At 66.8% G+C, this 17,522-nt stretch carries 21 protein-coding genes; 15 read left to right on the top strand and 6 right to left on the bottom strand.

Translation table 11 applies throughout. The annotated features are described in order from the left end of the window. The 10 genes from E1263_RS36345 to E1263_RS36385 form a co-directional block, all read left to right on the top strand. A partial coding sequence (locus tag E1263_RS36345; protein ID WP_132175881.1) for a TIGR03773 family transporter-associated surface protein occupies window positions 1-1,159 on the top strand: 1,159 nt, incomplete at its 5' end. Continuing rightward, a complete protein-coding gene (locus E1263_RS36350; protein ID WP_132175883.1) occupies window positions 1,156-2,694 on the top strand; it encodes an anchored repeat ABC transporter, substrate-binding protein in 1,539 nt (512 codons plus the stop codon). The genes E1263_RS36345 and E1263_RS36350, both read left to right, overlap by 4 nt. Then, the gene (locus tag E1263_RS36355) at window positions 2,691-3,455 is read left to right on the top strand and encodes a choice-of-anchor M domain-containing protein (RefSeq protein ID WP_132175885.1); all 765 of its coding nucleotides are present in this window, start codon (window positions 2,691-2,693) and stop codon (window positions 3,453-3,455) included. The genes E1263_RS36350 and E1263_RS36355 overlap by 4 nt, the downstream gene beginning before the upstream one ends. Further along, window positions 3,452-4,198 (top strand): anchored repeat-type ABC transporter ATP-binding subunit, encoded by a 747-nt coding sequence (locus E1263_RS36360; protein ID WP_132175887.1) that lies wholly within the window; start codon window positions 3,452-3,454, stop codon window positions 4,196-4,198. Before E1263_RS36355 ends, E1263_RS36360 begins: the two co-directional genes overlap by 4 nt. Further along, a complete protein-coding gene (locus tag E1263_RS36365; protein WP_132175889.1) occupies window positions 4,195-5,061 on the top strand; it encodes an anchored repeat-type ABC transporter permease subunit in 867 nt (288 codons plus the stop codon). The genes E1263_RS36360 and E1263_RS36365 overlap by 4 nt, the downstream gene beginning before the upstream one ends. 11 nt (window positions 5,062-5,072) lie before the next feature. Beyond that, window positions 5,073-5,717 (top strand): choice-of-anchor M domain-containing protein, encoded by a 645-nt coding sequence (locus E1263_RS36370; protein ID WP_132175891.1) that lies wholly within the window; start codon window positions 5,073-5,075, stop codon window positions 5,715-5,717. Next, window positions 5,714-6,355: a choice-of-anchor M domain-containing protein gene (locus E1263_RS36375; RefSeq protein ID WP_132175893.1), complete on the top strand. Its 642-nt coding sequence runs from the start codon at window positions 5,714-5,716 to the stop codon at window positions 6,353-6,355. The genes E1263_RS36370 and E1263_RS36375 overlap by 4 nt, the downstream gene beginning before the upstream one ends. A gap of 141 nt (window positions 6,356-6,496) precedes the next feature. After that, window positions 6,497-7,096: a DUF3137 domain-containing protein gene (locus E1263_RS36380; protein WP_132175895.1), complete on the top strand. Its 600-nt coding sequence runs from the start codon at window positions 6,497-6,499 to the stop codon at window positions 7,094-7,096. After that, window positions 7,093-7,701, top strand: coding sequence for a hypothetical protein (locus E1263_RS43415; protein ID WP_202869228.1), 609 nt, complete (start codon window positions 7,093-7,095; stop codon window positions 7,699-7,701). Before E1263_RS36380 ends, E1263_RS43415 begins: the two co-directional genes overlap by 4 nt. A gap of 53 nt (window positions 7,702-7,754) precedes the next feature. Then, window positions 7,755-8,240: a CAP domain-containing protein gene (locus E1263_RS36385; protein ID WP_202869229.1), complete on the top strand. Its 486-nt coding sequence runs from the start codon at window positions 7,755-7,757 to the stop codon at window positions 8,238-8,240. On the opposite strand, the gene E1263_RS36390 is transcribed toward E1263_RS36385, so the two are convergent. Beyond that, window positions 8,237-9,016 (bottom strand): NAD(P)-binding domain-containing protein, encoded by a 780-nt coding sequence (locus tag E1263_RS36390; RefSeq protein ID WP_337590294.1) that lies wholly within the window; start codon window positions 9,014-9,016, stop codon window positions 8,237-8,239. The genes E1263_RS36385 and E1263_RS36390 overlap by 4 nt on opposite strands. Window positions 9,017-9,145: 129 nt before the next feature. Here E1263_RS36390 and E1263_RS36395 point away from each other — a divergent pair, with 129 nt between their 5' ends. After that, window positions 9,146-10,126: a type IV toxin-antitoxin system AbiEi family antitoxin domain-containing protein gene (locus E1263_RS36395; RefSeq protein WP_165956872.1), complete on the top strand. Its 981-nt coding sequence runs from the start codon at window positions 9,146-9,148 to the stop codon at window positions 10,124-10,126. Between the two features lie 45 nt (window positions 10,127-10,171). Here E1263_RS36395 and E1263_RS36400 read toward each other — a convergent pair whose 3' ends face one another. Continuing rightward, window positions 10,172-11,152, bottom strand: a complete 981-nt coding sequence (locus tag E1263_RS36400) for a ribose-phosphate diphosphokinase (protein WP_132175903.1) — start codon at window positions 11,150-11,152, stop codon at window positions 10,172-10,174. Between the two features lie 14 nt (window positions 11,153-11,166). Continuing rightward, window positions 11,167-12,618: a bifunctional UDP-N-acetylglucosamine diphosphorylase/glucosamine-1-phosphate N-acetyltransferase GlmU gene (gene glmU / locus E1263_RS36405; RefSeq protein ID WP_132175905.1), complete on the bottom strand. Its 1,452-nt coding sequence runs from the start codon at window positions 12,616-12,618 to the stop codon at window positions 11,167-11,169. Between the two features lie 253 nt (window positions 12,619-12,871). On the opposite strand from glmU, the gene E1263_RS36410 reads away from it, so the two are divergent. After that, entirely contained in the window at window positions 12,872-13,204 is a 333-nt protein-coding gene (locus E1263_RS36410; RefSeq protein ID WP_132175907.1) for a VOC family protein, read from the top strand. A 68-nt stretch (window positions 13,205-13,272) separates the two neighbouring features. Next, window positions 13,273-13,572: a hypothetical protein gene (locus tag E1263_RS36415; RefSeq protein ID WP_132175909.1), complete on the top strand. Its 300-nt coding sequence runs from the start codon at window positions 13,273-13,275 to the stop codon at window positions 13,570-13,572. Here the strand turns inward: E1263_RS36415 and E1263_RS36420 are convergent. Beyond that, window positions 13,569-14,054, bottom strand: coding sequence for a hypothetical protein (locus tag E1263_RS36420; protein WP_132175911.1), 486 nt, complete (start codon window positions 14,052-14,054; stop codon window positions 13,569-13,571). The genes E1263_RS36415 and E1263_RS36420 overlap by 4 nt on opposite strands. A 49-nt stretch (window positions 14,055-14,103) precedes the next feature. On the opposite strand from E1263_RS36420, the gene E1263_RS36425 reads away from it, so the two are divergent. Together E1263_RS36425 and E1263_RS36430 are read left to right on the top strand one after the other, a co-directional pair. Further along, window positions 14,104-14,904, top strand: coding sequence for an alpha/beta fold hydrolase (locus tag E1263_RS36425; protein ID WP_132175913.1), 801 nt, complete (start codon window positions 14,104-14,106; stop codon window positions 14,902-14,904). A gap of 295 nt (window positions 14,905-15,199) precedes the next feature. Continuing rightward, the gene (locus tag E1263_RS36430) at window positions 15,200-15,583 is read left to right on the top strand and encodes a VOC family protein (protein WP_132175916.1); all 384 of its coding nucleotides are present in this window, start codon (window positions 15,200-15,202) and stop codon (window positions 15,581-15,583) included. Here E1263_RS36430 and E1263_RS36435 read toward each other — a convergent pair. Further along, window positions 15,580-16,986 carry a serine hydrolase domain-containing protein gene (locus tag E1263_RS36435; protein ID WP_202869230.1) on the bottom strand — a complete coding sequence of 469 codons (1,407 nt, stop codon included), beginning with the start codon at window positions 16,984-16,986 and terminating at the stop codon, window positions 15,580-15,582. The two genes, E1263_RS36430 and E1263_RS36435, sit on opposite strands and share 4 nt — an antisense overlap. 19 nt (window positions 16,987-17,005) lie before the next feature. Further along, on the bottom strand, window positions 17,006-17,522 hold a 517-nt coding region (locus E1263_RS36440), incomplete at its 5' end, for a class I SAM-dependent methyltransferase (protein ID WP_132175918.1).

Genomic DNA, 17,522 nt, shown 5'->3' on the forward strand with positions numbered 1-17,522 from the left:
AGACAGCTGGGCCTTCACCCGGCAAGGCCTCTACCACCTCACCTTCACCTACTCAGCCACCACGAAGTCAGGCCACCGCCTAACCGACACCGCCACTCTCCCGGTAGTAGTCGGCAACGACCTCAAACCCCTCTGCCCCGGCAACCCCACGTCGACACCAACCTCTCCGACTCCCTCACACTCGCCACCCACGCGGCAGCCGAGCTCGTCGCCCAGCTCTCCCGCGGGCACACCCACCGCGCGCCCCACCTCCCCGGCCGAGCACTCCGGAAGCGCACCGACCACGGCGCCGGGGGACGCCGCCCCGAAGCCCTGCGTCACCACGCCTCCGCCTGCAGCGCCCAGCAGCACGCCGACGGCGAGCACCCCCTCCGCGACACAGCCGGCGACCACGACCACCACGCTGACCAGCGGTCACGCGGACTACGCCGTACGGCTGGTTGCTGGTGCACTGCAGTCACGCATCAAGGACGGCACCAAGCCCGGTACGCCGGTCTGGCGTGACCCGAAGGCGGTCACGATCCGCCTGACCTCAGCAGCAGGCACCACCTCCCCCGGTGGCGCGTTCGGGTTCCTCGGCCCCAAGGGCACCCAGGTCTGGCAGATCCCGCAGACGCAGAAGGACGGTGTCGTCTGGCTCGGCTGGAACACCGAGGAGCTCAAACCCGGCCAGATCCCCGGCGACAGCGTCACCTGGCGCCTCGACAAGGTCAGCGGCCCGGGTCGCGTCTCCGTCTTCGAGTTCAACTCCTTCGGCCAACCGCAGATCGTCTTCAACTCCGCCGACGGCCTTCCCGACACCTACCGCATCCCCATCGGAACCCACGCCCACGGCAACTGGTCCTTCACCAAACCAGGCACCTACAACCTCACCTTCACCCACTCGACTCCCACCACCCAGACCACCTCCACCCTCAAGGTCGAAGTAGCCCCCACCGGCGGCGCCCGCTCCCTCCCCCTTGAGCACGGTTCAGTCATCCAATCGCCCGAAAAACGGCTGATGGGTGCTCAAAGCGCGGGCACGGCTGCGGGTGAGGTGTCGGGGTGCAGGTTGGCTGCAACTGGGGCCGACGTACCGGTGGGGTGGTTCGTGGCGGCGGGGTTGTTCATCCTGCTCGGCGGCAGCCTGCTCGTGGCGACCCGACGGAGCGTCAAGTGAGGCGGGCCGTCGCGGCAGCGTTGTCGCTCACGCTGCTGGCCGGATGCGCGAGCACGGCGGCGAGCACCGATGGCAAGCTCAATGTCGTCACGACGACCGAGATCCTGGCCGACCTCGTGCAGCAGGTCGGCGGGGACCGGGTCAGCGCCACCTCGCTGGTTCCGCCGGGCGGCGACCCGCACTCGTACGAGCCGACCCCGGCCGACGCCAAGCGGGTGGCCAAAGCAGACGTCACGTTCACCAACCACCTGCTGCTCGAACCCCAGAGCCTCATCAAGACCATCGACGCGAACGCCGACAAGGACGCCCCCAACGTCTCCCTCGCCGAAGCAGCCGAGTCGTACGGCGCCCACGTGATCCCGCTGGTCGAAAACATCGGCCTGGACGTCCTATGGCTCGGGCTACGCGTCCGAGGCACCGGCAAGCAGCGCGGAGCAACACGCACCTCATCGGTCCAACTGGCAGCCACCAAGCTCGACGGGCCCGGCCAACTAGTTGCCTACCTCACCGAATCGCTCGGCCAGCCCGACCGCTACTTCGACTCCACCGACGGTCTGGACAAAGCCGACAGTACGACGCTTCCTCCCGCCGCCCACACGCATCTCAACTGGGCGTTCACCAAACCCGGCGTCTACCACCTCACCCTCCAAGGCAGCCTCGACAACAACGACGGCAAGCTCCAGCCTCTCGGCCAAGGCACGTTCACCTTCGCCGTCGGAGTAGAACCGCACTCCGTCAAACCAGCATCCGGTGGCCCGGCAACAGTCCTCGGCGACGGTCACACCGACCTCACCGTCGACCTCGACTCCGGCCAGGTCTACGCCTACAGCGACGCGCACAAGGTCGGGGCCGCCCAGTCCCAGGTTGCCGCTGGCAACGTCGTCATCGACGTACCGAACAAAGCCCTGGTGCCGATCCCCGAAGACCCGAGGTTCAGCTTCCTCGGCAAGCCAGGCACCCAGATCCATCAGCTTCCGCAAGCAGTACTGGGCAAACACGTCCACGGCGAGATCGACCCGCACCTGTGGGAGGACGTCGCCAATGCCAAGGCCTACGCCCAGCTCATGCGCGACACCCTGATCTCCAAGGACCCGGACGGCAAGCAGGCCTACGAAGCCAACACGAAGGCCTACCTGAGCAAACTCGACGAGCTCGACGACTACCTCCGTACGACGCTCGCCACCATCCCGCCCGATCGCCGCCAACTCATCACCACGCACGACGCGTTCGGCTATCTGGCCTCGGCCTACGACATGACCGTCGCCGGTTTCGTCGTACCGAACCCGGCCCAGGAACCGAGCGTCGAGCAGGTTCGCAAGCTGTCGGACACGATCCGCAACCTGCACGTCCCCGCCGTCTTCACCGAGCCGAATCTCGCCCAGCGCGCATCCGTCCTGATCCAGGTCGCCCGCGACCAAGGCGTCCAGGTCTGCTCGCTGTACGGCGATGCCTTCGACGACCACGCAAGGACCTATGTCGACATGATGCGCCACAACGCCGACGAGCTGAAGCGCTGCTTGGGGGCCAACCGATGAAACTCCTCGCCGCTCTCCTCCTGGCCGTTGCGCCGCTCGCACCCACCGCCGAACCAGTTGTCATCAGCAACGGTCACGTCGATCTCGGCCCGAAGTTCGTCGACAACCGCTGGACGGTTCAGCTGCGCGACGACACCACCGATCCGGCCACCTGGCGCGACCTGGACACGGTCGTCCTCCAAGCGACCAGCAAGGCGAAGGTCGCCGTACCGGAAGATCCGGCGTACCAGTTCCTCGGCAAGCCAGGGCAGTCGGTGTGGGTGATTCCGCAGGTGCAGCAGGCCGGGATCGTCTGGCCGGGCTGGAACACGCAGGACACCGAGGTCGCCACGCGGGTCGATCGCGAGGTGACGTGGTCGCTCGAGGGAGTCCGCGGTCCGGGCGCGTTCACGCTGTTCCTCAACTCGGACTTCGGCAAACCGCAGCCCGTCTTCGACAGCCGCAAGCCGTTCCCGCAGCAGACCGGCATCGACGTCAACACCCACGTCCACGGGAACTGGACGTTCGATGCCCAAGGCACCTACCTTCTCGACGTCGCGATGACCGCCAAGCTCACCGACGGCACCTCGGTCAGCGACCGCCGCACCCTCCGCGTGTACGCCGGCGATGGAACCCCCAGTACGACGCCCGCCGAGACCGCCGTGATCCCGGTTGCGGCGGAGCCCGAGGGGCAACAGGTCGAACTGTGGTGGTTCATCGTCGGCGCAGTCGTGTTAGTCCTCGGCACCACCGGCATCGTCCTGGTCAGGAGACGCCGATGACCGTCCTCACTGTCACCGGAGTCTCCGTCGAGCTAGGCGGTCGGGAAGTCCTCAACGACGTCTCGCTCACCATCTCCGCCCGCGAACACGTGGGCCTGATCGGTCCGAACGGCGCCGGTAAGACCACACTCCTCCGCTCACTCCTCGGCCTGCTCCCGATCACCGCCGGGAGCATCACCATCGACGGAAGAACACCGCACGAGGCACGCGGCTCGATCGGCTATGTCCCGCAGCGTCATGAGTTCGTCTGGGACTACCCCGTCCAGGTCCGGACCGCGGTGATGACCGGTCGCACGCACCGGATCGGCTGGCTGCGCAGGCCGGGTCAGGTCGACAAGGACGCCGTACAGGAGGCTCTTGAGCGGGTCGACCTGACCGACCTGGCGACGAGGCCGATCGGTGAGCTGTCTGGTGGCCAACGGCAACGAGTTCTGGTCGCGCGAGCATTGGCACTCAAACCGAGTCTGTTGTTGCTGGACGAGCCGTTCACCGGACTCGACGTACCGACGCAGGAGATTCTCACCCGGTTGTTCAAGGATCTCACCGCCGAGGACACCGCGATCTTGATGACCACGCACGACCTACCGGCCGCGGCCGACACCTGCCACCGGCTGTGTCTGCTGAACGGCACGGTCGTCGCCGATGGTTCGCCGGAGGAGCTGCGTGACCCCGCGATCTGGTTGCGCGCCTTCGGGGTCGCGCGGTCCGAGCAGCTCTTGCACAGCCTGGGAGTGACCCGATGATCGAGTTCTTCACCGAGCCGTGGACGCATGTGTTCATGCAGCGCGCGTTCCTCGTCGTACTGATGTCCGGCATCGTCTGCGGAGTCATCGGAACCCATGTCGCGCTCAGAGGGATGGCATTCATCGGGGACGCGGTCGCGCACTCGGTCTTCCCGGGGATCGCGATCGCGTTCGTCCTGAAGACGAGCCTCGTCCTCGGCGGCATCGTCGCCGGACTGATCACCGCGCTGTCGGTCGCCGTGTTCTCGCAGAACCGGCGACTCAAGGAGGACACAGTGATCGGCGTCTTCTTCGCGGCCGCGTTCGGTCTCGGCATCGTGGTGATGAGCACGGCCCCCGGGTACGGCGGCTCGCTGGAATCGTTCCTGTTCGGATCGGTCCTGGGGATCGGCAACGCGGACGTGGTCACAGTCGCGATCGCAGGCGCCGTACTGCTGCTGATCACCGGAGCGCTACACAAGGAGTTCGTCACGGTCGGTCTGGACCGGGAGACCGCCCGCTCGGTCGGACTGCCGATCTTCTGGCTGGACCTGGCCATGTACGCGATGGTGACGGTGTCGATCGTGATCTCGATCCAGGCCGTCGGCAACATTCTCGTGCTGGCGTTGCTGATCACCCCGGCCGCCTGTGCGCGGCTGCTCACCGACCGGATCGGCGTGATGATGCTGATCGCGCCGGTGATCGGCGCCTTCTCCGGACTGACCGGCCTGTACCTGTCCTACGCCTTCAACCTCGCCGCGGGCGGGTTGATCGTCCTCACCGCCACCGCGGTGTTCATCGCGTGCTGGGTGTTCGCACCCCGGCACGGTCTGCTCTCCCGTCGTACGTCACGTGCGACGGCAGTGGTTTCCGCCAACCCCTGAAAGGAAACACAATGCGTTTCAGTAACCGCTTGATGCTGTCGGCAACGACAGTACTCGCGCTCACCGGTCTCGCCGTCCCCGCGACCGCCACCACCTGCGTCACCCTCGACCAGGGCCATGTCGACGTCGTCGGCATCGCCTGGGAGGACAACGCCTTCAACCTGCACGTCCACGACGAGGAGCACGGCGTCGAGCACACGCCGGCCGAGGTGCAGCTCATCGCCAAGCCTGGCTCACAGATCGCCGTACCGGATGATGCGGCGTACAGCTTCCTCGGTACGCCGGGCAGCGCCGCGTGGGTGCTGCCCCAGGTCCAGGACCCCGAGCTGCTGTGGCCCGGGATCGGCGCCGAGGAGATTGCCAGCGGCATCTTCACCAACGACGCACTCAAGGTCACCCTGGTCGGAGTCACCGGCCCGGCCGACTTCAGCATCTTCACCACCGACGCCTTCGGTACGCCGACCCGTATCGCGGACAGCGGCAACGGGCTGCCGGACACCATCAACACGACGGCCGGCGGTCACCTGCACGCCAACTGGGCCTTCGAGGCGGCCGGTACCTACAAGCTGAAGTTCAAGGTCAGTGGCACCCTCGCCGCCACCGGCCAGAAGGTCACGTCCACCGTCGCCACCTACACCTTCCAGGTGCAGAAGTGAAGGCCCGCGGAGTGGCCGGCGCCTTCATCGCCGGTTTCGCTGCCACTGTCCTGACGGTCGGCCCGGCTTTCGCCGCTACGACGATCTCGTCGGGCCACGTGGACGCCGTTGACGTCGACTGGACCGGCTCCGCGCTCACTCTCGACATCCGGGACAGCACGGTGACCCCTGCGGTCGACCGCGCCCCGGCTGACGTCGTACTGAACGCAGTGTCGGCCAGCAAGACCGCAGTGCCGTCCAGCTCGGCGTACTCGTTCCTGGGTTCGCCTGGTGACCCGGTCTGGATCCTCCCGCAGACGCAGGCCACCAACATCCTCTGGCCAGGCTTCAACACCGAAGGCGTCCCCAGCGGCGTCCTCTCCGGCAACAACGTCTCCGTGAAGCTGGTCTCAGTCAGCGGACCGGACGACGTCGCCGTCTACACCACCAGCTCCCTCGGTACGCCGACAGTCTGGTTCGACAGCGGCAACGGCCTGCCGGACACCCGTTCCATTGCCATCAACACCCACGCCCATGCCAACTGGGCCTTCGAGGCCGCCGGCACCTACACCGCCGTCTTCGAAGTCACCGCCACCACCACCGGCGGCACCCCCATCACCACCGGCCAGAAGACCTATACCTTCACCGTCCAGCCGTAACAGCACCGAGACAAGCAGGGGGCCTGGCGCCAGGCCCCCTGCACCTTCGGCTCGCTAGATTGCCGCTGTGGATCTGCAGGTAGGTGTGTTGCAGTGATCGGGGTGATGGTTTGCCTCGTTGTGGCGGGCGGGATCCTTGGTGTGGCTGTGGCCTGGGGTCTTGCGCAGCGGAAGCGGCGGCGCGAGTTCCTGCAACAGCGGGCGAACACCATAGCCCAGCACGGGTGGTATCCGGCGCCGGTGAACCCGTGGCTGGCTGAGGTGACCGGGCGGCTGTTCGCAAAGGGCCGGCCGAGTGAGATGTTCGCCGGGGACTTCCGCGGGCAGGGGCTGTGCGTGCTCGAGTATCTGTACACGACGAGCAACGGCAAAACTACTCAGACGCACTTCGTGCACATCATCGCGGTCAACCTGCCAGTAGCGCTCCCACCGATCACCGTCTCGCAGGACTCCACCCTGAAGCGCGCCTTCGGCAACGACATCGAGCTGGAGAGTCAGGCCTTCAACGAAGCGTTCCGCGTCGACTGCGAGGACCCGCGGTACGCAACCGCCGTACTGCAGCCGCGGCTGATGGAGTGGATGCTCCACAACCCCGCTCTGCAGTGGCAGATCGCCGGCAATGCCCTCGTCTCTTGGGCGTACGGCGGCTTCACCGTCCCCGACGTACTGGCTCGCCTGGAAGCCATGGCCGGGGTCATCGACCGCATCCCGCCGTTCGTGCTCCGGGACTACGGCACGTGATCGCCACCATCGTCGTACTGGCAGTGCTGGCGGCGGGGCTCGGCGCGCTCTACCTGCGGGAGCAGCGGCGGCAGCGTGCGTTTTTCGCCGCCAGAGTGGCCTCTGTGGGTCTCACGCCTGCACCTGTCGAGCTATGGCTCGCTGCTGCGGCCAACCGCGCGTTCGGCGTCCAGGGCGACGCAGAGCGGATGGTCCGCGATCAGCGGCTGTGGGCCTGCGACTTCACCTACCAAACCACCCGTACGGCGACAGCTGCCAAGGGGCATGTCATTGCGATGACCCTGCCGGGCGCACTGCCGCCACTTACGGTGTTACCGAAGAATCCACTACTCCCGGACCCTGTGGAGTTTGAGAGCGCGGAGTTCAACAGGACCTTCTCGGTCGAGTGTTCGGACCGCCGCTACGCCAGCGCGTTGCTCACCCCGCGGGTGCTGGAATGGCTTCTCTGCAACGCGAAACTGCAGTGGCGGGTCGATGGCAACGTTCTCATCGGGTGGAACACCGGCTACTGGACAGCCTCCACAGTGCGCCAGACGGTCGCCGCCTTCGACGGACTGGTCGAGCGCATCGACCCTTACGTGTTCGAGGAGTTCAAGGCACACTGACTGCCGAATGCACCGTCTGGTTACCCGCCCCTATACCGACGAGGAAGTGCACTATGCAGCGACGTGTCCGAGGAGGCCTGGCAGTAGCCGGGCTCCTCACCGCCATGATCAGCTTCGCGAGTCCCGCCCAAGCAGCCATGAGCCCGCAGGACTTCCGTTCGGAGGTCGTGTCCCGCACCAACGCCGAGCGCGCCAAGGTCGGCTGCCCCGCGCTGAACCGGAACGGCTCCCTCGACAACGCGGCCCAGGGCCACGCTGCCGACATGGCCAACCGGAACTACTTCAGCCACAACAGCCTGGACGGCCGGACCCCATGGGACCGAATCGCGCAGGCCGGCTACCCCAGCAACAGCGGCCGGGGCGAGAACATCGCCGCCAGTCAGACCACGCCCGCATCAGTGGTCTCGACCTGGATGAACTCGGCGGGACACCGCGCCAACATCCTCAACTGCAGCTTCCGCTCGATCGGTGTCGGCTACGGCTACAACTCCAACGCTACCTGGGACCACTACTGGGTGCAGGACTTCGGCACGGTTTAAGTGAGCTTGGTCCACACCTGACGGAGGGCCCGCGCCGCGTCCCCCTCCAGACCGGCGTCGTCCAGAGTCTCGGCCAGCTCGTCGAACTCCGGGCCCCACCGCCACGCCACGGCCCGCAGCTGCTCTGGCAGTTGCGGGTCGCGGAGTGAGCCCGCATCCGCCCGCACCTGCTGCGCAACCAGCGCGTCCGTCACCCCGTGCTTCTCAGCCAGCTGGAACGCCAGCACCGCAAGCGCCGCCTTGCCCTTGTTATAGAGCGCGTACGCCGACTTGGCCGCACTGGCCGCACCAGGTTCCGCGCCAACCACCCGCGGAGTCACCGCCGTACCGGCCCATAACGCAGCCACCTGCTCAGCAGCAGCCCCCGACAACATCAGATCCGTCGGGCTGGCCCCACCCCGCGGCGGCGGCCCCACCACACCCGCATCCACAAACGTAGCCCCCGGTACGGCGCCCTGCGCCTCCCGCAGCGAGCTCGGCGACAGCGGATTCGCCTCCACGTACACCCCAGCGAACCCAGCTGCCCCAACCTGCCGAGCGATGTCGACAGCACCCTGCGGCGCACACGAGCACAGCACGACATCAGCGCCGGCAACCGCGTCAGCGAACGCCGTACCGATCAGTCCAGCCGCCGCAGCCCGCTCAACCGAAGCCGGACTACGCCCCTCCGGCACCCAATGCACCTCATGCCCGGCAGAAACCAACTCCCCAGCCAGTCGCGACCCCATTGCCCCCGGGTGAAACACAGCAATCCGCATTCCCCGAGCACACCACATCCCCGCCCACCCGAGGGAGCCGGGGAGCGCTACCCACCAAAACTGATATGCAGAACTCCCCAGCCCTCTTATCCACAAGAGGAAAAATCCGCAGCACTGGAAGGGGCAGACGCGTGCATCTTCTCTGGTGTGAATGAATCTGTGGAGGGAGCAGGCTTCGCCGAATTGGTGCATCGGCAACTGGGAGCGTTCAGCCGCCGCCAGGCGCTACTGCATGGGGTGTCAGACCGGACGCTAGCGACGCGGTTGCGGAGCGGGCGGATCCAGCGGATCTACCGCGGTGCGTACGCCAGTTTCAGCGGACCGGTGCCGTGGGAGACACGTGTCTGGGCCGCGTGGCTGGCCTACGGCCCCGATGCTGCGTTGGGTGGTGAGACTGCGCTCCGCCAGTACGGGCTGACTGGTGACTGGCCGACTGAGCCGATCCATTTGGAGCTGCCGCACTACCGTCGCGTGCGCCGGCAACCCGGCATCGTCGTTCGCCGATCCCACGATTTTGGCAACCGCCTGCTCGGGAATCGTGAACCACCAATCGTGCGGTTAGAGGTGGCGCTGTTGACCGTTGCGAGCCGGCGGTCGACCACCGATGGCGCGTTGTCCGTACTTCTGGATGCATGTCGCCAGCACCGGACGACTCCACAGCGCCTGTTGAGCGAGCTCAGCCGACTGCCGAACCTCCCGCGCCGCGAGCACATCGCTCACGTACTACGCGACGCCGACGCCGGGGTCGAGTCGTGGCTGGAGCTCGTCTATCTGCGGAAGGTGGAGCGCGCACACAGACTTCCGGCCGCCACTCGGCAGGCGGCTGAGACGCTGGGCGGCACAACCATCCGGCGCGATTGCCGGTACGACGAATTTGGCCTGATCGTCGAGCTCGACGGAAGGGCCGGCCACGCCGATGTCACGTCACAGTGGCGGGACATGGCCAGAGACAACGCCGCGGCGATCAACGCCAAGGTGACTCTTCGTTTCGGCTACCAGTTGGCCGGCAATCCCTGCGCCGCAGCCGCCCAAGTCGCCGCCGTCCTCACCCTCCGAGGCTGGCGCGGCACCCCCACCCCCTGCAGCCCCACCTGCTCGGTGAGCAGCGCGAGTCGCCGGGGAGCGTAACTGACCTGAATCGACAGGTAACGCTCCCCAGCTCTGGAGGGCGGGCTACGCGTGACCGTCGAAGAGGCTGGTGACTGAGCCGTCTTCGAAGACCTCGCGGATGGCTCGGCTGATCAGTGGGGCGATCGAGAGCTCGGTCAGCTTGTCGAAGCGGCGGTCGTCGGCGATCGGGAGGGTGTTGGTGACGATGACCTCGCTGGCCTGACAGTTCTTCAGGCGGTCGACGGCCGGACCGGAGAGGATCGCGTGGGTGGCGGCGATGACGACGCCGGCGGCGCCTTCGGCGATCAGGGCGTCGGCGGCCTTGGTGATGGTGCCGCCGGTGTCGATCATGTCGTCGACCAGGATGCAGACGCGGCCCTTGACCTCACCGACGACGCGGTTGGCGACCGTCTCGTTCGGGCGGTCGATGTCGCGGGTCTTGTGGATGAAGGCCAGCGGAGCGTTGTTCAGGCGGGCGGACCACTGCTCGGCGACCTTGATCCGGCCGGCGTCCGGCGAGACCACGGCCAACTGCTGGTCACCGTACTTGTCGCGGACGTAGTCGCTCAGGATCGGCAGCGCCATCAGGTGGTCGACGGGGCCGTCGAAGAAGCCCTGGATCTGCGAGGTGTGCAGGTCGACGCAGATCAGCCGGTTCGCGCCGGCGGTCTTGAACAGGTCGGCCATCAGCCGGGCCGAGATCGGTTCGCGGCCGCGGTGCTTCTTGTCCTGCCGGGCGTAGCCGTAGAACGGGAGCACGACGGTGATCCGCTTGGCCGAGGCGCGCTTGAGCGCGTCGACCATGATCAGCTGCTCCATGATCCACTCGTTGATCGGCGAGGTGTGGCTCTGGATCACGAAGGCGTCGCTGCCGCGCACCGACTCCTCGAAGCGGACGTAGATCTCGCCGTTGGCGAAGTCGTACGCCGAGGTCGGCACCAGGCCGGATCCCAGCTGCTCGGCAACCTCGGTGGCCAGACCGGGATGGGCCCGGCCGGAGAACACCATCAGGTTCTTCTCGGTAGCTCGCTTCATCCCGCTCATTGACCGGCCTCCCGTTACTTCGTGTCGCCAGTATCGGCCGCGGCTTCTGCTTCCGCAGCAGCCTGCGCCGTCTTTGTTCCGGCCCGCTTGCGCGCGACCCAGCCCTTGATGTTGCGCTGCCGTCCCCGGGCCACGGCGATCTCGCCCGGGCCGACGTCCTCGGTCAGTGCGGTGCCGGCAGCCAGGTAGGCGCCGTCCGCGACCGTCCGCGGGGCGACGATCACGGAGTTGCTCCCGATGAACGAGTGCTTGCCGATGAAGGTCGGGTACTTCTTCACGCCGTCGTAGTTGGCGAAGATCGTGCCGGCGCCGATGTTCGCGCCCTCGCCGATCGTCGCGTCCCCGGCGTACGTCAGGTGCGGCACCTTGGCGCCGTCACCGATGCTCGTGTTCTTGGTCTCGACGAAGGTGCCGATCTTGCCCTTCACGCCGACCTTGGTGCCCGGGCGCAGGTAGGCGAACGGGCCGACACTCGCGCCGTCGCCGAGCACCGAGCTCGAGCCGTGGGTGCGGATGATGCTCGCGCCCTCACCAACCTGTACGTCGGTCAGTGTCGTATCCGGACCGATCGTCGTACCGCTGCCGGCCGTGGTGGCGCCGTGCAGCTGCGTGTTCGGCAGGAGGGTGACGTCCTGGGCGAGCTCGACGGTGCTGTCGACCCAGGTGGTGTTCGGGTCGACGATCGTGACGCCGCCGCGCATCAGCTTGTCGAGCGTACGGCGGTTCAGCTCGGCACGGAGCGTGGCGAGCTGGACGCGGTCGTTCACGCCCTCGGTCTGCATCGCGTCGTCGGTGACATAGGCGCCAACGCGCTTGCCGTCGTTGCGGGCGATCGACAGCACGTCGGTCAGGTACAGCTCGCCCTGCGCGTTGTCGGTGGTCAACCGGCTCAGACCGTCACGCAGCGTGGCCGCGTCAAAAACGTAGATCCCGGCGTTGATCTCGTCGATCTGGCGCTGCTCGGGGGTCGCGTCCTTGTGCTCGACGATCGCGGCGACCGTGCCGTCCGCACCCGGGACGATCCGTCCGTATCCGGTCGGGTCGGCGACGCGCGCGGTCAGCACGGTGACAGCGTTCCCCTGCTTGTCGTGCTCGGCGACCAGCTCCTGCAGCGTCTCCGGCTCCAGCAGCGGCACGTCACCCGACGTGACCACGATCGAGCCGTCGAAAGCAGCCGGTACGGCGGTCAGTCCGGAGCGAACGGCGTCGCCCGTCCCGAGCTGCCGCTCCTGGACGGCGGTCTTCACGTCCGGATCCAGCGCGGTCAGGTGTGCCTCGACCAGCTCCCGGCCGTTGCCGACCACGACCACGAGGTGCTCGGGCGTCAGAGCCCGCGCGGTGACGACAGCGTGACCGACGAGACTGCGCCCGCCGATCTCGTGCAGCACCTTCGGGGTCGACGATTTCATCCGGGTTCCGAGCCCGGCGGCCATGATTACGACCGCCGCGGGGCGATGGGAAGTCACGCGGTCTTCTCCTCGAGTTCCCTGCGAGTTTCTGGAACAAGTATCTGCACAGGCACCCGATTCAGTGCCCGCGCAAGCCTACTTCTTCTTGGCAGGGATCCCGCATCGGCCTGTTCAGGCCGCTGACCCCGCAGGCAGAACCGCGTGACCGATCCCACACGCCGCCGTACGGTGACCCTCAGTCACCGCATCGGGTTTCTGTCCATGGCGCCCGCAAGAATGCCGTCCAACTCACATCCACCCGGGAGAACCCATGGGCCTCACCCTCGGCGCCATCGTGCTCAACGTCCCCGACACCACCGCAGCCGCCACCTTCTGGAGCCAAGCGCTCGGCTTCACGTCGCGGGCCGACAACCCAGACTTCCTCGTCCCACCGGCCGGCGCCTCGACCCGCCTGCACCTCGACTCCACCGACCGCACCCACCTCGATCTCTGGGTCACGCCCGACACCACCGTCGCCGCCGAAGTCGCCCGCCTCGAATCCCTGGGTGCCCACCTCGTCGAGGACTGGACCTACCCGCCCGACGCGGACTTCACCGTCATGCAAGCCCCCGACGGGACCGTCTTTTGCCTGATCGAGCCCTGACCTGTCGATCCCGGCTGCCCGTGTACGTCAGCTCCAAGACAGCAATCCACTCTGAGACGAGGTTCCTGATGGCCAAATACCTGATCCTGCTGACCGCGCCCGACCACTACAACCGCTGGAACGCAGCCGACGAGACCACCCGCGACCAGTACCTGGCAGACCTAGCCGCCTTCACCACCGCTGTCCGCGCCCACGGGACCCTGCACGCCGTACTCCCACTGCTCCCCACCGAACCGCCCACGGATCTCCACGGCGCCTACCTCGTAGACCTCCCCGACCACTCCACCGCCGACAACCTCACCAAGCTCCTCCCCTCCCCCTGCGAGATCCGCGAATGCCAAGACGTAGGCATCCCCATCACCGCCTAAGCGAACGACACCTCGGCAAAGCTGAGCCCGCCGCGCTGCGCCATGGTGAGGTGCTGATGCGAGACGTGCTGAGGCTCCCTGCGGAAGTACTGCGTGTACCCGGTGGCGCGGATCCGGAGGTCGAAGTTCTGGCCGTCGATGTGCCACAACAGATAGGGCAGGTGGTCCGGTGAATCGAGCCGGTGCAGGTCCGCGATCTCCAGCAAGTTGACAGCGGGCTCGAGCTCCCCCTCGATGTCCCAGGTCTCGAACACCAAAGTCGCGGGCGCGATCCAGAACGAGAAGTACGGCGATGGGAGGACCGGATCGACCCACCGCACGATGTAGTCGAGGTCCAGCAACAGCCGTCCCGGTGGGAACTGTCCATCCTCGTTCTCGCCAACGCTGATCGCGTGGACCTTAGCGTCGTGCCAACCCATCAGGCTGAAGTCAGCCTCGGTCCACGTGTACTTCTCCAGCCCGCTCGGCTCATGCGCGTTCACCCGCTCAGTATCCAGAGAAACTGTCCGACGTCGCTGGGATTATCTGACGATGGAGCGGATGGTGGATGTAGGTGAGGTCGAGCTGTTCGTTCGTGAGTTGGGCGAGCGGCGTGATGAGCCTTCGTTGGTGGTGATTCATGGCGGGCCTGATGTGGGGCATGGGTATCTCGTGCCGGGGTTCGCGGAGGTTGAGCGGCATGTGGTGCTGTTCGATTTCCGGGGGTGTGGGCGGAGCACTCGTGGGCTGCCGGCGGATCGGTTGCAGCCGGAGTTCGTCGTGGAGGACACGCGCCGGTTGATCGTGGAGCTTGGGTTGGGGCCGGTGGATCTGCTCGGGTTCTCGACCGGTGGGCGGGCGGCGTTGCAGTTCGTGGACAAACACCCTTCGCTCGTACGGCGACTCGTCCTGGCGTCGACTTCGGCGTACGACGGTGGTGCGGCGGAGGAGTATTTGGCCGGCTGGGATGAGTACCAGCGGCGCGAGCGCGCGGCGAAACCCGAGGAACGCAACTCGACGATCTTCGTGTGGGACCTGGCGAAGGCACCGGCGTATCTCGAGCTCCTGGAAAGCCTCGGGACCGATGAGGGCGACTGGAGCTGGGAGCGCGCAATGGCCGGCCTCTACCACCCCTGGTTCTCGGGTGATGCCGAAGAGATCCTGCGCAAGTTCGCCAAGCCGATCCTGATCCTGCACGGGGCGAAGGACATGGGCTTCCCGGTCCAACTCGCCGAGCGGCTGCACGCCGCCGTACCGGAGACGCAGTTGTCAGTCATCCCCGACGCCGCGCACATGTGTCACTTCGAGAAACCGGACGTCTGGGCTCAGCACCTCAACCACTTCCTCGCCTGACGAACCGCCAGCCCATCACAATCGCCTCCCACCGCGTCGTCCCCCGCTCAGGCCGTCCCCGCGACCACAATTGTGATGGCGTGGCGGTCAGACCGCTGAGCCGACACCATGCGCACCCGCGATCTAATTGCCGAGGGCACCCTTCGCCGTACCGATCAACGGGTAGTGGTCGCGCGGAAACCCACCGCTCCAGCGCGATCGGTACCTCAGATCCTGAGCGCCACGGACCACCACCCGTTCATCGGTGCACCCGCAAGCCTGGCGACCACTGGCTCGGACCCGGCAGACTCTCCCCATGGAGATCAAGCACCGGATGATCGTGTTCGACGCCGCGGACCTCGATGCCGAGAGCACCTTCTGGGCGGGGTTGCTCGATGGCACGGTGGAGAAGTGGGGCGACCACTGGCATGCGATCTGGGTGGATGGCGGCTGGGCGCTCGGCGTCCAGCACTCGCCCGACCATCGACCACCCACGTGGCCGGACCCCGCCCAGCCCCAGCAGATCCACCTGGACCTCTACTTCGAGGGCCGAGCAACCCACACCGAGGCGCACGACAAAGCCCTCGCGCTCGGCGCTCGCCTGCTCAAAGCCGGCGACCCCGCCACCGCCCGCGGCACCAACGTGTACGCCGACCCCGCCGGCCACCCCTTCTGTCTCTGCTGGGTACCTGAGGGTTAGGCGACGTCGGGGCGAGTCATCAGCGGGGATTGGATGAGGAGCTCGAGGTTAGGGCCGGTCAGCGGTACGCCGTTCCAGGTGGCGGTTGCGATCCCGGTCGCCGCGTCGAGTTGCAGGCGGACGTGATGTGGCGTGGGGATGACGTAGAGCTTGCCGACGAAGGTTTCGCCCTGCCAGGCGCCGCTGGCGACGACGGCTCGGCCGAGTGGCGAGCTTTCCCGCCATTCGCCGTGACCGACCTCGATGGCCGGCCACGCGCCGAGTTCAAGCAGCCAGCCGCCATCGACGGCTTCGACGACTACCGCCGTACCAGCGGGCAATGCGGAGTCCGCAGCGGACGCGTCGACTGTGGCTTTGGCCGAACGCCCCGGAGCACCTGACACCGGCGCAATCGACAACTGCTTTAGCCGCTCAGCGAGGAGCTCGTCGTCGGCTGGATCGACCGGCCCGGGCAGCAGGTGATCCCAGAAGATGCCAGGGATCGGCTGCCGCTCGTCGAGAGCGGAGGTGACGGCGATGACGAGGTCATGCTCCGGTACGACGATGCATTGCTGGCCGAAGGCGCCGTTCCCGAAGTAGCCGTGGCGCGACATCCAGACCTGGTATCCGTACCCGCACAGGAAGTCGGCGGTGGCCCACTCGTCATCGACCGGCAGCGTCTCGACCTGCTGCCGGGTCGCGAGCTCCACCCATTCGCGCGGGACGAGTTGCTGATCGCCCCAGCGACCGCCGCGCAACAACAGCTCACCGAACGCCGCGACCGCCTCGGTCGTCAGATGCAGCCCGTGGAATCCGAACGCGAGGCCGCTCGCCACCCGATCCCACTCGGGCGACTCGATCCCCATCGGCGTGAACAGCCGCTCATCGAGAAACTCCGGCAGGCCGCGGCCGGTGACGCGCTCCACCATCCGCGCCAGGATGAACGTGGTCGCGTTGTCGTAGGTGTGCCGCGTCCCCTCAGGCTCCGTGAACGGCACCCGCAGAAACCCCTTCACCAGATCATCCGGCTCCAGCTCCCACGCTTCGCCCAGACTGTCGCCGGCATGCCCGGCCGTCATCGACAGCAGATGGTGAACGGTCAGCCGTCGCCCTTGCTCCGAAACATCAGCCGGGACGTGCTCGGGCAAGACGTCCACCACGCGGTCGTCCAACGACAGCAAGCCGTCGACGATCACCATCCCGACAGCCATCGAGGTGAACGATTTCGTCAACGAATACAGGAGATGCGGGCGCTCAGCCGAGTACGGCGCCCACCAGCCTTCCGCGATGATGTGCCCCTGCCGCACGACCATGATCGAGTGCAGCTCAATGGATTCTGCCGCGATCCGATCCAGCAGCGCGATGATCGCCCTGCTGGACATTCCCGAGGCGGCCGGCGTCGATCGCGGCAGAAGATCAGACATCCCCGGACCGTAACCGCTGTCAGGCCGCCGTGCACACCGAATTATCGCCGCTGAGCGACACCACCTCGAACCCCGCCGCGGTCAGCTCCGCCCGCAACGCGTCCGGGGTGAGATGCCGGCGATAAGGCAGCTCGCCCCGATAACAGATCCCCGTGACCGCGTCGTACCGGAACTCTTCGCTGTAGACGCGACTGGCGTCGTACAGGGCGGTTGAGATCAGATACCGCCCGCCCGGCGCGAGCCGATCGCGCACCCCACGAAACACCGCCGCCCGATCCTCGTCGAGCACGATGTTCTGCAAGCAGTAGCTGTCGATCACCACGTCATATCGCCGCTCAACCTCAACCGGCCAACGACAAACATCCTGTACGCCGAACTCCACCTGAACCCCGAGCTCCGCCGCAAACCCCTTCGCCAGCTCGATCGCCTCGGGAATCAAATCAACCGCCGTCACCCGAAACCCCAGCCCCGCCAAGAAACAAGCCGCCGGCCCAGTCCCACACCCATACTCCAGCACCGACAACCCACCCCCAACC

This window comes from Kribbella antibiotica, from assembly GCF_004349055.1.
GTDB classification, from domain to species: Bacteria; Actinomycetota; Actinomycetes; order Propionibacteriales; family Kribbellaceae; genus Kribbella; species Kribbella antibiotica.

Coding starts and splice junctions, on each gene's coding strand:
- E1263_RS36355 (WP_132175885.1), top strand. CDS start 2,691: ATGAAACTCCTCGCCGCTCTCCTCCTGGCCGTTGCGCCGCTCGCACCC.
- E1263_RS36360 (WP_132175887.1), top strand. CDS start 3,452: ATGACCGTCCTCACTGTCACCGGAGTCTCCGTCGAGCTAGGCGGTCGG.
- E1263_RS36365 (WP_132175889.1), top strand. CDS start 4,195: ATGATCGAGTTCTTCACCGAGCCGTGGACGCATGTGTTCATGCAGCGC.
- E1263_RS36370 (WP_132175891.1), top strand. CDS start 5,073: ATGCGTTTCAGTAACCGCTTGATGCTGTCGGCAACGACAGTACTCGCG.
- E1263_RS36385 (WP_202869229.1), top strand. CDS start 7,755: ATGCAGCGACGTGTCCGAGGAGGCCTGGCAGTAGCCGGGCTCCTCACC.
- E1263_RS36390 (WP_337590294.1), bottom strand. CDS start 9,016: ATGTGGTGTGCTCGGGGAATGCGGATTGCTGTGTTTCACCCGGGGGCA.
- E1263_RS36400 (WP_132175903.1), bottom strand. CDS start 11,152: ATGAGCGGGATGAAGCGAGCTACCGAGAAGAACCTGATGGTGTTCTCC.
- E1263_RS36410 (WP_132175907.1), top strand. CDS start 12,872: ATGGGCCTCACCCTCGGCGCCATCGTGCTCAACGTCCCCGACACCACC.
- E1263_RS36415 (WP_132175909.1), top strand. CDS start 13,273: ATGGCCAAATACCTGATCCTGCTGACCGCGCCCGACCACTACAACCGC.
- E1263_RS36425 (WP_132175913.1), top strand. CDS start 14,104: ATGGAGCGGATGGTGGATGTAGGTGAGGTCGAGCTGTTCGTTCGTGAG.
- E1263_RS36430 (WP_132175916.1), top strand. CDS start 15,200: ATGGAGATCAAGCACCGGATGATCGTGTTCGACGCCGCGGACCTCGAT.
- E1263_RS36435 (WP_202869230.1), bottom strand. CDS start 16,986: ATGTCTGATCTTCTGCCGCGATCGACGCCGGCCGCCTCGGGAATGTCC.